The sequence below is a fragment of the Bacillus sp. FSL R5-0397 genome (genome assembly GCF_038593395.1).
Lineage (GTDB): Bacteria > Bacillota > Bacilli > Bacillales > Bacillaceae > Bacillus > Bacillus altitudinis.
Genome location: NZ_CP151992.1, coordinates 2,599,633 through 2,613,201, shown reverse-complemented (window position 1 = coordinate 2,613,201; position 13,569 = coordinate 2,599,633). Strand labels below are relative to the sequence as shown.

Here is a 13,569-nt window from a genome sequence, read left to right as displayed (position 1 = left end):
TGTCTATTCACATTATATATGAAAGATAGAGGGGCTCGTAGTCTTTTTGTTTTAATTTAAAAAAGTCCAAGGTGCTTTATGATTATTTATATTTCTGTAAAATCATCTTATAAACATTACCTTGTTCACTTTTCTGACATATTTTTCTTGTATAAAATAGAGTCGAATAAGATGAATAAGGGGGAATGAAAGTGATTCGATTTAAGAAAAAGAGTTTGCAAATTCTTGTTGCCCTTGCCTTAGTGCTAGGTTCAATAGCCATCATCCAGCCGAAAGAAGCCAAAGCGGCCGAGCATAATCCGGTTGTAATGGTACACGGCATGGGTGGTGCGTCTTATAACTTTGCTTCGATCAAACGATACTTAGTGTCACAGGGATGGGATCAAAACCAACTTTTTGCAATCGATTTCATAGACAAAACAGGCAATAACCTGAACAATGGCCCGAGGCTCTCTAGATTCGTCAAAGATGTACTAGCCAAAACGGGTGCCAAAAAAGTAGATATTGTGGCTCATAGTATGGGCGGTGCGAACACGTTATACTATATTAAAAACCTAGACGGCGGAGATAAAATTGAAAACGTCGTCACACTTGGTGGAGCGAACGGACTCGTTTCACTCAGAGCATTACCAGGCACCGATCCAAATCAAAAAATTCTTTACACATCCGTCTATAGCTCAGCCGATCTCATCGTCGTCAACAGCCTCTCTCGCTTAATTGGCGCAAGAAACGTCCTCATCCACGGCGTTGGACATATCGGTCTATTAACCTCAAGCCAAGTCAAAGGCTATGTGAAAGAAGGATTGAATGGCGGAGGACAGAATACGAATTAAAAAATCAAAAAGACAGCGATTTGTGCTGTCTTTTTTGATGTCATGGTTATATGGGTGCTGCTAGGTGTTGAAGAAGATTTTTAGGAGGATAAAAGATGACGCAAAAACTCAAATATGCTTTCTTGGGCTACTTTCTCTATTTCCCATGTTCATTTCTGATCATCTATATGATCTGGATGGCAATCGTCAAATCAGTGCAATGGGCAGAAGTCATATCTAATTGTACATCCATCATTGGTATCTATTACTTAATAGCCAGTGTGTGGTTTGTCTTTTTACTGCAAAAACAGACAAAACATCGTACATAGCCAAATAAAAACATGTACAAATCAACCGCCATTCCTTACACTACATATAATGAACGAGAATCTTCGGAGGTGGGGATTTGTGCAACATCATCAAAAGGCTTTGATTATGGTCGATGTACAGAAAGCATTCGAGCACGAAAAATGGGGAGAACGGAATAACCTAGATGCAGAGAAGAACATCAGTCGTCTATTGACGTTTTGGAGAGAAAAAGGATGGACAGTCATTCATATTCAGCATACATCGGATCAGCCGCACTCCTTATTTCATCCAGCAAATGAAGGGCACTCCTTCAAAGAGATCGCTAAACCGCTAGATGAAGAAATGGTCATACAAAAGAAAGTCAACAGCAGCTTTATAGGTACAAACTTAGAGGAACAACTAAGATCAAACGAGATCAACACTGTTGTGATTGCTGGACTCACAACACCGCACTGCGTATCTACCACAACAAGAATGAGTGGAAACCTAGGCTTTGATACATACCTCATGTCAGATGCAACAGCCGCTTTTGGTTTAACAGATCAAACCGGTACATACTATGACCCAGAAACGATCCATCGCCTTTCACTTGCAACACTGCATGACGAATTTGCGACTGTCTTGACAACAGAGCAGCTGATCACAAATTGGGCAAGCAAAAGCTCCTAGAATCATCTCTAGGAGCTTTTTGCTTGTTCATCCAGCGGCTGTTTTCGTTGTTCAATACTTGAGTAGATGAGATCAATTCCAATAAATAAGAAGCTGACAAAGAAAGATAAAATGAGTGTGCCGTGCTCCCAAATGGAGACATTGACTATGTTCATATTAAGTACAAACTTAATTGAGAAATGCACAACGATCCATGAGAGTAAAAATTCAAAGATAAACGTGAACCATTGAGGAAATCTTAGCAAAGAGAAAATTCCTTTACCAATGAATACTAAAAAGATCGACCAAAAAAGAACAATCCCACTGACGAATAGACAGAAGGTCAATAATGAAAGAAATGATGCATAGGTAATATATTCTCCAAAAAGAAAATTCACTCCTAATGAAACAACATAAAGTACAGAACTTGGAATGATGATGACAAAACTAATCGAAAAAAAGATGAGTAAAATGAGGAGAATTTCAGCGATAGCTCCAGGCGCTTCATCGACAACTTTTGTCTTTCTCAAAACCGCATAGATAACAATTGAAATGAGCATAAGTGCTAACATAAATGAAATGATCGACAAATTGTTTTCCTCCTTAACGCTCCTTACATTATTGTTTTAAGTTGTGAGTTATCCAGTAAATGTAATTGTAAGAGGAAAACGAAAAAGAGTAAAGAGTAATCGGTGTTCTAATTTTCTTGTGTGCAAATAAGTTATTTGTAGCTAGAGAGTATCATACAAAAGACCAAACAAAAAACCCTAGAAATCCTTGAACAATCAAGGTCTCTAGGGTTTGTTTGATCACTCTCTGAGAGAGTCATGAAATTAACGAGAGTAGAACTCAACGATTAGTTGTTCGCTGATTTCAGGCGCTAATTCAGAACGCTCTGGAAGACGAGTGAAAGTTCCTTCAAGCTTTTCAGCATCGAAAGTAAGGTATTCAGGTACGAAGTTGTTCACTTCAACTGATTCTTTCACAACTGCAAGGTTTTGAGATTTCTCACGAAGAGCAATCGTTTGACCTGGTTTCACAGAGAAAGATGGGATGTCTACACGGCTTCCATCAACAAGGATGTGACCATGGTTTACTAGCTGACGAGCTTGGCGGCGCGTACGAGCAAGGCCAAGACGGTATACTAGGTTGTCAAGGCGAGTTTCAAGAAGGATCATGAAGTTTTCACCTTGTTTACCAGGAAGTTTAGCAGCTCTGTCAAATAGTGTACGGAATTGACGTTCGTTGACACCGTACATGTGACGAAGCTTTTGCTTCTCTTGTAATTGTAAACCGTATTCAGATAGTTTTTTGCGTTGTCCTGGACCATGTGGGCCTGGAGCGTAAGGGCGTTTTTCAAGTTCCTTACCTGTTCCGCTTAATGAAATGCCTAAACGGCGGGAAATCTTCCAACTTGGACCTGTATAGCGAGCCATAATGTGACTCCTCCTTATTGTTTTTATTTGTGAAAAATAAAAACCGTCTGTTCTTTGTCTTTTCCGTCATTATGTTTTCATGCATCCTCGCTCCAGCAGCAGGGAGTTACAAGATGCACCTCCATATAGAAGGAACAAAATGATACAAAAAAGCCGAACAAAAAGGCTGCCATATTTCACACAAACTCTATTATATGACGCCAGATAGGAGAAGTCAACCTATTTAAAGAGGAGAATGTCAAACACGGCCGGCTTTTACCGAGAAAGAAAACAAAATAAAAAAGCAGACACATTGTCTGCTTTTCACGCATCATGACGCATCAGTAGAGGCTGATAACGCATTTTGGAGAACCTCTGTAAATTGAACTAAGTACGTTTCATCCACTTCATTGAAACGATCTTTCACTGGACTGTCAATATCGAGTACCCCAATGATTTGTCCATCTACTTTAAGTGGGATCACAATTTCAGATTGCGATGCTGCATCACATGCAATATGACCAGGGAATGCATGGACATCAGCGATACGCTGTACATCACCTGTCGCAAATGCTGTACCGCAAACCCCTTTTCCAGAAGGAATGCGTACACATGCGGGCAGTCCGTTGAATGGACCAAGCACAAGTTCGCCGCCTTTTGCTAAATAAAATCCTGCCCAATTGACTTCAGGAAGCGAGTGATAAAGCAGCGCCGCAGCATTGGCTAGGTTGGCAATGAGATCAGGTTCACCATCCGTAATCGCTTCTACTTGCTTGATGAGTAATTGATAGTCTTTCGATGGATCACCAGACTGTTTTTCGACATGAAACATGAAAATCTCCTACTTTCTATCTCAAAAATACATAACTTGCGCTTCGCATGTGGGATTTGTCGAGCAATGATTAAAGGAACTTCCGCCTTCACCTTGAAGTATGTACACATGAAGAGGGGGGGAGCGGATGAAAACATCAACAACCGTGCAAACAAAAGACCGTATTATTGAAGCTGCCATCAGACTTTTTAACCAAAAAGGATTTTCTGGAACCTCTGTCCGTGAGATTGCGAAGGAAGCAAACGTCAACGTTGCCCATATATCTTATTACTTTCAAGGAAAAGGAGGGCTGCTCGAGCAGCTCGTATCCGATTTTTATGAAGGCTATATTCAGATGATTGAATCGCACATCCAGCACATGGAAACCCGTCATGCAAAAGAATGTTTACTTCATGTGGTTTTTGATATTTTATCTTATCAGCATGAAAATCGTCAATTAACCCGTTTCGTTTATCGAGAGGTGACCATTGATTCAACGCTGATCAGGGAAATCATGTCCACCTATTTAACAAAGGAAAAATACTTGTTTCAGCTCATCATTGAAAAAGGAAAAAGCACCCATGTGATTTGTAAGCAGCTGTCACTCTCATCATTTATGATCCAGCTAAAATCACTTCTGATGATGCCATATTTACAGCCGCAATATTTAACAGAGGTGCTTTATATCAACCCTAACGAGCCTTACTTTTATCAAACGTACTATAAGGAACTGAGCCGGTCGCTTCATCATCTGTTAGAACCAAACGAACCCGCACTTGATCCTCACCTGAAACTCATGATGTCTTCAAATTGATCATACGCATACCCGAGATCTTCCGCTTGATGGGCATCAGACCCGAATATGAGCGGAATTTTTTTCTGTTTTGCTAAATCAATCATCCATTGATCTAAATAGATACTTCTGGCATATGTTTTACGAAGACCTGATGTATTAAAATCTAAGGACATGCCTTTTTTTGCCGTTTCTTCAAGACAAAGGGTGACCCTTTGACATAGTTCTGGCGACATTTCGTATGGGAAAAGTTGTTTGAATTTCTGGACAAGGGTGATATGACCGATTCTCTTTGGCTTATATGGACCTAAAGATGATAGAATAGAAGAATGAATTTGGTCATAGTAGCTTTGATAGACGTGTTCGGTGCTGCCATAGATGCTGATCAGCTGCTTGAAGGCGTGCTCATCAAAATCAAGACAAATATAATCATTGCCAGCAGGAAGAAAGTGAACAGATAAAATGCTATCGTCTAGTTCAGGACCGTAGCAGTCTAAAAAGGCACTTGTTTCCTCTTCATACTCTTTGATATAGTCGACCTCAAGCCCAGTTTTTACTATTAACTGTCCTTTGTATTCCTGTTTCAGCTGATCCAGCTTCGTCAAATAGGCTTCCAGGTCTCGAAGCTTCATGGCGCTATCCTGCTCAGGCGTTGGATCTCGAAACGAAGGAGGCAGCGGGGCATGCTCGGTAAAGGTGATGGAATCAAATCCCTTTTTCATTGCTTTTTCAATATAAGAATGAAAAGGATCAAGCGTACCGTGCGGGCAAAATGGCGTATGTAAATGTGCATCTTGTTTCAACATGTCGTCACCTCTTGTCGATATTTTGAAAAACGTCATGTTTATCAGCGAAAATAATGAAAAATCATGACCAAAAATGCTGGTTACATGGTATCATAATAACAATGAAAACGACAGCTTCCGCATACATAAAAACAGGTCACATCAATACATGTGATCAAATGATAGAAAGCCTGAATGACTTTCTTGAAAAAACATACATAAAACCGTGTGAATGGATCGTATTGGGAAAAATACAATCCTGCTTATAAAAAACAAATGCAAAGCGGACACGAAAGGGTTCTCAGGTCTACTCGGGACACTACCCTGACATCACTTAGATCACAACAAGGGGGCTCATTATGGAGTTTATCATCGGTTTAATTGTCATTTTGCTTGCTTTGTTTTCAGTCGGTTATTTCCTCAGAAAAAATATATATAAAGAGATTGACCGATTGGAAGCATGGAAAATTGAAATTTTAAACAGATCAATTGTAGAAGAAATTTCAAAAATCAAACATTTAAAAATGACCGGAGAAACAGAGCAGTTTTTTGAAAGATGGCGTGCAGAGTGGGACGATATCGTTACAGCCCATCTTCCAAAGGTAGAGGAGCTATTATATGATGCAGAGGAGTATTCTGATAAATATCGATTCTCCAAAGCGAAGCAAGTTCTTGCACATATAGGAGATCTGCTCACCGCTGCTGATTCAAACATCGAAGACATTTTAAAAGAGATTGCAGACCTTGTCACAAGTGAAGAGCAAAACCGAAAAGACATCGAGAAGGTCAAAGAGCAATATCAAACGGTACGAAAAAATCTACTTGCTTACAGCCATTTATACGGCACCCTTTATGACAAAATGGAGCAGGACTTAGATGAGGCCTGGGAAGGGATCAAGCAGTATGAAGAAGAGACAGAAAACGGAAACTACATGACAGCAAGGAAAATTTTGCTTGAGCAAGACCGTAGACTCGATCAGCTGCAATTATATATCAATGATGTACCGAAGCTCATCGCAGACTGCAAACAAACGGTGCCAGGTCAGCTGACGAAGCTGAAAGACGGTTATAAAGAAATGACAGACAAAGGCTACAAGCTAGAGCACATCCAGATCACAAAAGAGCTGGAGAACTTGAATAAACAGCTGACCCGGGCGGAGAAGCTGCTGATTGATGAACTCAACTTAGATGAAGCATCAAGCATTCTGCAAATGATTGATGATGCGATTCAGACGCTGTATGATCAGCTAGAAGCAGAAGTAGAAGCAGGTCAGGAAATCAAGAGCAAAATGCCTGAGCTGACCAAAGCATTTGAAAAACTTGAACAAGACCACACGCAGACAAAGGCAGAAACGGCTCTTGTGAAAGAAAGCTACAAGCTGACAGCGGGAGAGTTGGATCAGCAGAAAGCCTTCGAAAAACGATTAGAAGAAATTGAAAAGCTCATGAAGCAAATACGAGAGAAGCTTGATCGTGACCATGTCGCATACACATTATTAATGGATGAAATCAATCAGCTTGAGACCTTTATTGAGGAAGCCAAAACGCTTCATGAAGCGTTTAAAGATCACCTTCAATCGTTACGAAAAGAAGAATTACAGGCAAGAGAAACATTGGCTGAACTTAAAACCATGCTGACAGATACAGTGCGCCAGCTGCACAAAAGCAACATTCCAGGTGTACCTGCTGACATCAAAGACCGTGCTGAAAAAGCGCAGGAGATGATTCAGCAAGTGCAGGAGCAGCTAGAGAATTTGCCGCTGAATATGCCAGCAGTGAACCAGCAATTAAAAGAAGCCTCTGAAACAGTCAGACAAGTGGTTGATGAAACACATGACATGCTTCGTAAAGTGGATCAAATTGAACGGATTATACAATACGGCAACCGGTTTAGAAGTCAAAACCACATTCTTTCAGAGCAATTAAAAGAGGCAGAACGAAGATTTTATGCCTATGATTATAACGATTCATTTGATGTGGCAGCAGCTGCTGTCGAAAAAGCATCACCTGGAGCCGTTCAGAAGCTTTTAACTCAGCAAGAAAAAGAATATCAGCATCAATAAAAAAGCTGAAGTCCATTTTGGGACTTCAGCTTTTTCCATGTTATGAAGCTTGCTTTTGGCGTTCTTCTGAAGCAGAAGAAGTGAATAGAGAGATAACAAATCCAATCACGATTCCGAGTATGGCAGGTACAATCCAGCCAATGCCAAGGTCATATAGCGGCAAGATCGTTTGAAAGAGATCTTTCACAGGACCAATCGGCAGTTTCGCCGCTGCTAAGCCGTCAAACAGACTGACGCAGCCAGTTAAAATCAAAGTAAGGACATACACAGGTCTTCTATGACCAAGCCATTTGTCAGCAAGTGATAAGACGATAATCACAATCGCTAACGGATAAATCGCAGTTAAAACAGGTACTGAAAAAGCGATAATATGAGCAAGTCCAAAATTTGAAATGATAAAACTGAATAATGTCACAAGCGTCACAACTGTTTTATAAGAAAGCTTAGGTAATAACTTTGAGAAATACTCTCCGCACGATGTCACGAGACCGATACTTGTGGTTAAACAGGCAACCGTAATCGCTGCGCCTAACACAATATTACCTAAACTGCCAAAAAGAAATTGTGAAGACTGAGCCAAGATCTTACTCCCATCTCCAACAAAACCAATGGCGTGTGTACTTGAAGCACCTAAATAAGCAAGTGATAGATAAACAAATGTTAATCCGCAAGCTGCAATTAGGCCTGCTTTGATACAAGCAGATGTCAGGGCCTTTTTACTTGTCACGCCGCGTCCTTTAATGGCGTTGATGACAACAACCCCAAACACAATAGATGCAAGAGCGTCCATGGTTTTATAGCCTTCTAAAAACCCTTTGAAAAATGAGCCATTGCTATAGGACACATCAGGTGTGCCAATGACGCCCATCGGTGTCAAAATGGCTTTGACGATAATAATCAAAATGATCGTAAATTTAATCGGTGTTAACACTTTCCCTACACGATCCACAATTTTCGTTGGATTTAGTGCAAGATAATACGTAATACCAAAAAAGGCCAGTGTAAATAAAAGAAGTGAGAGCCAAGCTGGTACACCAGCTAAAAAGGGTAGTGCACCAATTTCATATGAAACCGTTCCTGTACGAGGAATAGCGAAAAGTGGCCCGATAGATAAATATAAAATGACGGTAAACGCTGTTCCAAAAGCTGGGTGAGCTTTATCAGCTAATCCTTTCGCATCTCGACCTGTCAAAGCGATTGCAATAATCCCTAGAAGAGGTAAACCGACACCTGTTAATAAAAATCCGCCCATTGCTTTCCACACATTTTGCCCAGCATATTGCCCAAGCTCTGGTGGATAAATCATATTACCGGCGCCGAAGAATAGAGCAAACAGCATAAAACCTATGATAACCGTATCTTTCGTCGACAAAGTTGCCTTCATTGCATTTAAAGCCTCCATTATTATGTTGAAATATTCTGTTAATTAGTTGCTAGGTAACCGTTCATCATTAACAATCACTAATTATAAAGGATGTACGCCTGATGTCAACATGTGTTTTCGTACAAAAGTCATGAATTTTTCTATTTTAGTATATGAAGAACAATAAAAAAACATCCCCTTCTTCTTTGGAAGGGGATGTTTTGGCTTGTGATGATTATGAGGCAAGTTGCTTTGGCGGACTGGTAAACATGGAAATAAGTACACCAATCAGAGCACCAATAATAGCTGGTATGATCCAGCCAATACCTAAATCGTAAAACGGAACAATTGATTTCAAGATGCCAGGCAATCCGCCTAGATTCACTTCGGCAGCTAATAATCCATCAATGATGGCAAAGAAACCAGTAAAGATGAGAGGAGTGATATAAATGATTCTTCTGCCGTTAATCCAGCGGTCAAGGAACGATAATAAAATAATGACAATGGCCAATGGATAGATCGCTACGAGTACAGGCACCGACAGAGAAATGATTTGTGCCAGTCCGAGGTTTGCAACGAATGTGCTAAATAAAGAAACAATTAGAACGACGGTACGATAAGAAAGTGCTGGGAAGAGCTTTGAAAAGTATTCTCCACAAGATGAAATAAGTCCAACACTAGTCGTTAAACAAGCGAATAAAATGGCTGCGCCAAGAACAATGTTACCAGCAGAACCGAATAAAAAGTTGGCAGAAAGTGAAAGCAGTTTGCCGCCATCATTTGCTCCAACCATTCCCGTGGCATCGGGGCTTGAAGCACCCACATAAGCAAGTGAAATGTACACGAGTGCCAGTCCAACAGCTGCTACGAGTCCTGCCTTAATACAAGCTGCTGCAAGAGATTTTCGCTCTGTGATGCCTCTGTCCTTAACAGCTGTCACCACGACGATTCCAAATACGATAGAAGCAAGTGCATCCATTGTTTTATAGCCTTCTAAAAATCCAGTGAAAAGCGGATTTGCCTCATATGTTTTATCTGGAGCACCGATCATTCCCATTGGCGTAGCAATGGCTTTAATGACAATAATAGCAATAACAGTTAATAAGATCGGTGTCAAAATTTTACCAATACGATCAACCAGCTTTGAAGGGTTTAACGCAAGCAAGTATGAAATAGTGAAAAACACTACGGTAAAGATGAATAGTGGTACCCATGAAGTGGCTTGGGCACCTGAGAGAAATGGAGCTAATCCTATCTCATACGAAACCGTACCAGTTCGCGGAATGGCGAAAAATGGTCCAATGGATAAATACAGAATAACGGTAAAGATAGTCCCGAATTTAGGGTGTGCTTTATCGGCAAGACCTTTGGCTCCGGTACCTGTAAGGGCGACAGCAATAACCCCTAATAGTGGAAGACCTACGCCTGTAAGTAGGAATCCCCCGATGGCAAGCCATACGTTTTCACCAGCATATTGTCCAAGAACAGGCGGGAAAATCATATTTCCTGCACCAAAGAATAATGCAAAAAGCATTAGTCCAATAGCAAATGTTTCTTTTATACTTAAACTATTATTCAAAATAGTCCCTCCTCAATCAGTGTATTGTGTCAAATTTAAATATTCTGACAATTTAGGTGTTTATATGACAATTGCACTATGGATGATATAGTGAAAATAAAAAGTTGTCAACTGCCATTTTCAGAAAATTCTCTGTCTGACTTCATTATGGTAACATATAAATGCATTTATTTTTTAAGTTTTTTTGTAAGGAGTTTAAGATATGATTTATCTTGATAATAGTGCTACAACAAAGCCTTATCCAGAGGTTTTACAAGTACATCAGCAAGTGAGTGAGCGTTTTTTTGGGAATCCGTCTTCGCTGCATCAACTTGGAATTGATGCGAGCCGTCTATTAAGTGAAACGCGAAAACAAATCCTTCACTATACAGGTTTTACACAATATGAGATTATTTTTACTTCAGGTGCAACAGAAGCAAATAACATTGCCATCAAAGGGGCTGCTCTTGCCAAGATGAACCGAGGCAGACATATTGTCACAACAGCGATTGAGCATCCATCTGTCATCGAATCATTTGAACAGCTGAAAACATTATTTGGCTTTGATATTTCCTATATTCAAGTAAATGAGCATGGCCGTGCAGATATGACGCATTTAAAAGAAGTGCTTCGCCCTGATACAGTGCTTGTCAGTCTCATGCATGTAAACAATGAAACAGGCGCGATTCAGCCGATAGAGGAAGCGGCCAGCATCATTCGGAAGTATGCCAAAGAGGCGATTTTTCATGTCGACGGCGTACAAGGAATTGGCAAGGTTCCGCTGCCTAAAGAGATGGATATTGATCTTTTAACGATGTCAGGCCACAAGATTCACGGCCTGAAGGGAACAGGTGCCCTCTTTTTAAAGAAAGAGATCGTGCTTGCCCCTTTTATCACAGGAGGAGAGCAAGAACTTGGCCTTCGCTCAGGGACTGAGAACCCTGCTGGAGCTGTCAGCTTAGCAAAAGCCATAAAGCAATCATTTGAATATTTAAACAAGCATCATGATGAGATGATCGACTTAAAAACGGAGCTAGAGCAGCAGCTTGGAAAGATAGAAGGCGTCGTCATAAACACACCGCTGACGCATAGCGCACCGCACATTGTGAATTTTTCAGTGCCAGGTATTCAAATCGAAGTCCTTCTGCATATGCTCGAAAAAGAAGGCATTTACGTTTCGACAACGTCTGCTTGTTCTGCTAAGAAAAAGGAACCAAGCCGTGTCCTGCTGGCGATGGGAAAATCAGAAGAAGCAGCCAAAAGCAGCATGAGAATCAGTTTGACGTATGGACAAGGACCAGAGCTAGCGCCGCAAATCATCACATCGATCGCACAAAGTGTGAAAAAATTAAAAGGAATGAGATAACAACATGAAGTATGACCATATTTTAGTCCGTTTTGGTGAGATTTCAACAAAAGGGAAAAATAGAAAGAAATTTATCGAAAAACTAAGACAGCATATCCGGTTTGTATTGAAAGACTTTGAAGCATTAAAGTATGCATCTGATAGAGACCGCATTACGATCATGCTAAACGGAGAAGACCCTGAACCGATTTCAGAACAGCTTAAAGGTGTATTTGGCATTCAAAGCTTTAGCCTGGCTGTGAAATGTGAGACAAATCTTGATGCCATCAAAGAAGAGGCACTCTCAGCGGTTCAGGAAGTGTATGAACAAGGAAATACATTTAAGGTCTCAACGAAACGCTCTTATAAACAATTTGAGCTTGATTCAAATGAAATGAACCGAGAAATTGGTGGACATGTTCTAAGGAATACAGACAACTTAACCGTTAATGTGAAACAGCCAGATGTTCACTTGCGAATTGAAATAAGAGAACACGCGACGTACATTACATTTAAAGATGTAAAAGGTGCAGGCGGACTGCCAGTTGGTTCAAGCGGAAGAGCGATGTTGATGCTCTCTGGCGGCTTTGACAGCCCAGTGGCCGGCTATCAGGCAATGAAACGAGGCATTCAAATTGAAGCGGTTCATTTCTTTAGCCCGCCTTATACAAGTGAACGTGCTAAGCAAAAGGTCATTGATCTAGCGGAATGCTTAGCTGCCTATGGAGGCGAAGTCAAGCTTCACATCGTTCCTTTTACGAAAATTCAAGAGCTCATTCACAAACAAGTACCAGAAAACTATACGATGACTTCAACGAGAAGAATGATGCTCAAAATTGCAGATAAAATAAGAGCCAAGCGTGATGCGCTTGCCATTATTACAGGGGAAAGCCTTGGGCAAGTGGCAAGTCAGACACTTGAAAGCATGTATGCCATTAATCATGTCACAAACACACCGATCATTCGCCCGCTGATTGCCGTGGATAAGAATGACATTATCGAAGAAGCGAGACGAATTGGCACATATGAGACGAGCATTCAGCCATTTGAGGATTGCTGCACGATCTTTACGCCGCCATCTCCAAAAACAAAACCAAAGCTTGAAAAAGTAGAACGCTACGAAAGCTTTGCTGAATTCGAGCCAATGCTTGATGAGGCAGTGGAGCAGATCGAAACAATCGTTGTCACAAATGAAAAGAAAGCAGCTGACAAATTCGCTGATTTATTCTAAATAAAAAATTTCATAATAATTACCATAAAATCAATCGCATGAAGTCATGTGTTTCTACACATTCTATATTCACAAGGAGGTGAGAACACATGGCTCAACAAAACAGACAAAGCAGTTCTAATCAATTAGTCGTTCCAGGCGCTGCACAAGCGATCGACCAAATGAAGTACGAAATCGCTTCAGAATTTGGCGTAAACCTTGGACCAGAAACAACAGCTCGCGCTAACGGATCAGTTGGTGGAGAAATCACTAAGCGTCTTGTATCTTACGCTCAACAACATATGGGTGGCGGATCTTTCTAAGACACACAATTAAAAAGCTATGGCTTATGAGCGGGTTCATTCCCGCTCTTTTTTTTGTGCATAAATTGTTAGAATATTTTTAAAAAAGGAGACGAAATGAAAAAATTATGGCATAATACTAGGAGTAGGTCCTA

At 40.6% G+C, this 13,569-nt stretch carries 14 protein-coding genes; 8 read left to right on the top strand and 6 right to left on the bottom strand.

Translation table 11 applies throughout. The annotated features are described in order from the left end of the window. Positions 1 to 185 precede the first annotated feature (185 nt). From NSQ70_RS13335 to NSQ70_RS13325, 3 genes are all read left to right on the top strand, one after another. A complete protein-coding gene (locus NSQ70_RS13335) occupies positions 186 to 833 on the top strand; it encodes a triacylglycerol lipase (protein WP_072367428.1) in 648 nt (215 codons plus the stop codon). Positions 834 to 928: 95 nt separating this feature from the next. Then, positions 929 to 1,141: a hypothetical protein gene (locus NSQ70_RS13330; protein WP_039170275.1), complete on the top strand. Its 213-nt coding sequence runs from the start codon at positions 929 to 931 to the stop codon at positions 1,139 to 1,141. A 49-nt stretch (positions 1,142 to 1,190) separates the two neighbouring features. Beyond that, a complete protein-coding gene (locus NSQ70_RS13325; protein WP_144667137.1) occupies positions 1,191 to 1,790 on the top strand; it encodes a cysteine hydrolase family protein in 600 nt (199 codons plus the stop codon). An 8-nt stretch (positions 1,791 to 1,798) separates the two neighbouring features. Here the strand turns inward: NSQ70_RS13325 and NSQ70_RS13320 are convergent, their stop codons facing one another. The 3 genes from NSQ70_RS13320 to NSQ70_RS13310 all read right to left on the bottom strand — a co-directional run bounded on the left by NSQ70_RS13320 (position 1,799) and on the right by NSQ70_RS13310 (position 4,016). Beyond that, positions 1,799 to 2,359 carry a hypothetical protein gene (locus NSQ70_RS13320; RefSeq protein WP_144667140.1) on the bottom strand — a complete coding sequence of 187 codons (561 nt, stop codon included), beginning with the start codon at positions 2,357 to 2,359 and terminating at the stop codon, positions 1,799 to 1,801. A gap of 243 nt (positions 2,360 to 2,602) precedes the next feature. Continuing rightward, entirely contained in the window at positions 2,603 to 3,205 is a 603-nt protein-coding gene (gene rpsD, locus NSQ70_RS13315) for a 30S ribosomal protein S4 (protein WP_007501777.1), read from the bottom strand. A 310-nt stretch (positions 3,206 to 3,515) separates the two neighbouring features. Further along, complete coding sequence (locus NSQ70_RS13310; protein ID WP_178930458.1) at positions 3,516 to 4,016, bottom strand: GAF domain-containing protein; 501 nt, start codon at positions 4,014 to 4,016, stop codon at positions 3,516 to 3,518. A gap of 127 nt (positions 4,017 to 4,143) precedes the next feature. On the opposite strand from NSQ70_RS13310, the gene refZ reads away from it, so the two are divergent. Then, positions 4,144 to 4,809 (top strand): forespore capture DNA-binding protein RefZ, encoded by a 666-nt coding sequence (gene refZ, locus NSQ70_RS13305; RefSeq protein WP_008343081.1) that lies wholly within the window; start codon positions 4,144 to 4,146, stop codon positions 4,807 to 4,809. On the opposite strand, the gene hisJ is transcribed toward refZ, so the two are convergent. Continuing rightward, a complete protein-coding gene (gene hisJ, locus NSQ70_RS13300; protein ID WP_047945281.1) occupies positions 4,779 to 5,594 on the bottom strand; it encodes a histidinol-phosphatase HisJ in 816 nt (271 codons plus the stop codon). The two genes, refZ and hisJ, sit on opposite strands and share 31 nt — an antisense overlap. Before the next feature lie 338 nt (positions 5,595 to 5,932). Between hisJ and ezrA the strand changes: the two genes are divergently transcribed. After that, a complete protein-coding gene (ezrA, locus tag NSQ70_RS13295) occupies positions 5,933 to 7,636 on the top strand; it encodes a septation ring formation regulator EzrA (RefSeq protein ID WP_342502209.1) in 1,704 nt (567 codons plus the stop codon). Positions 7,637 to 7,676: 40 nt separating this feature from the next. Here the strand turns inward: ezrA and brnQ (NSQ70_RS13290) are convergent, their stop codons facing one another. Both brnQ (NSQ70_RS13290) and brnQ (NSQ70_RS13285) read right to left on the bottom strand, forming a co-directional pair. Continuing rightward, on the bottom strand, positions 7,677 to 9,020 hold the full coding sequence (brnQ, locus tag NSQ70_RS13290) for a branched-chain amino acid transport system II carrier protein (protein ID WP_039170261.1): 1,344 nt from the start codon (positions 9,018 to 9,020) through the stop codon (positions 7,677 to 7,679). A gap of 214 nt (positions 9,021 to 9,234) precedes the next feature. Continuing rightward, positions 9,235 to 10,578, bottom strand: a complete 1,344-nt coding sequence (gene brnQ / locus NSQ70_RS13285) for a branched-chain amino acid transport system II carrier protein (protein WP_251210885.1) — start codon at positions 10,576 to 10,578, stop codon at positions 9,235 to 9,237. A 202-nt stretch (positions 10,579 to 10,780) separates the two neighbouring features. Between brnQ (NSQ70_RS13285) and NSQ70_RS13280 the strand changes: the two genes are divergently transcribed. The 3 genes from NSQ70_RS13280 to NSQ70_RS13270 all read left to right on the top strand — a co-directional run bounded on the left by NSQ70_RS13280 (position 10,781) and on the right by NSQ70_RS13270 (position 13,435). After that, positions 10,781 to 11,923 carry a cysteine desulfurase family protein gene (locus tag NSQ70_RS13280; protein WP_251210886.1) on the top strand — a complete coding sequence of 381 codons (1,143 nt, stop codon included), beginning with the start codon at positions 10,781 to 10,783 and terminating at the stop codon, positions 11,921 to 11,923. 4 nt (positions 11,924 to 11,927) lie between these two features. Then, a complete protein-coding gene (gene thiI, locus NSQ70_RS13275) occupies positions 11,928 to 13,133 on the top strand; it encodes a tRNA uracil 4-sulfurtransferase ThiI (protein WP_342502208.1) in 1,206 nt (401 codons plus the stop codon). An 89-nt stretch (positions 13,134 to 13,222) separates the two neighbouring features. Then, positions 13,223 to 13,435 (top strand): alpha/beta-type small acid-soluble spore protein, encoded by a 213-nt coding sequence (locus NSQ70_RS13270; protein ID WP_003216385.1) that lies wholly within the window; start codon positions 13,223 to 13,225, stop codon positions 13,433 to 13,435. Positions 13,436 to 13,569 lie beyond the last annotated feature (134 nt).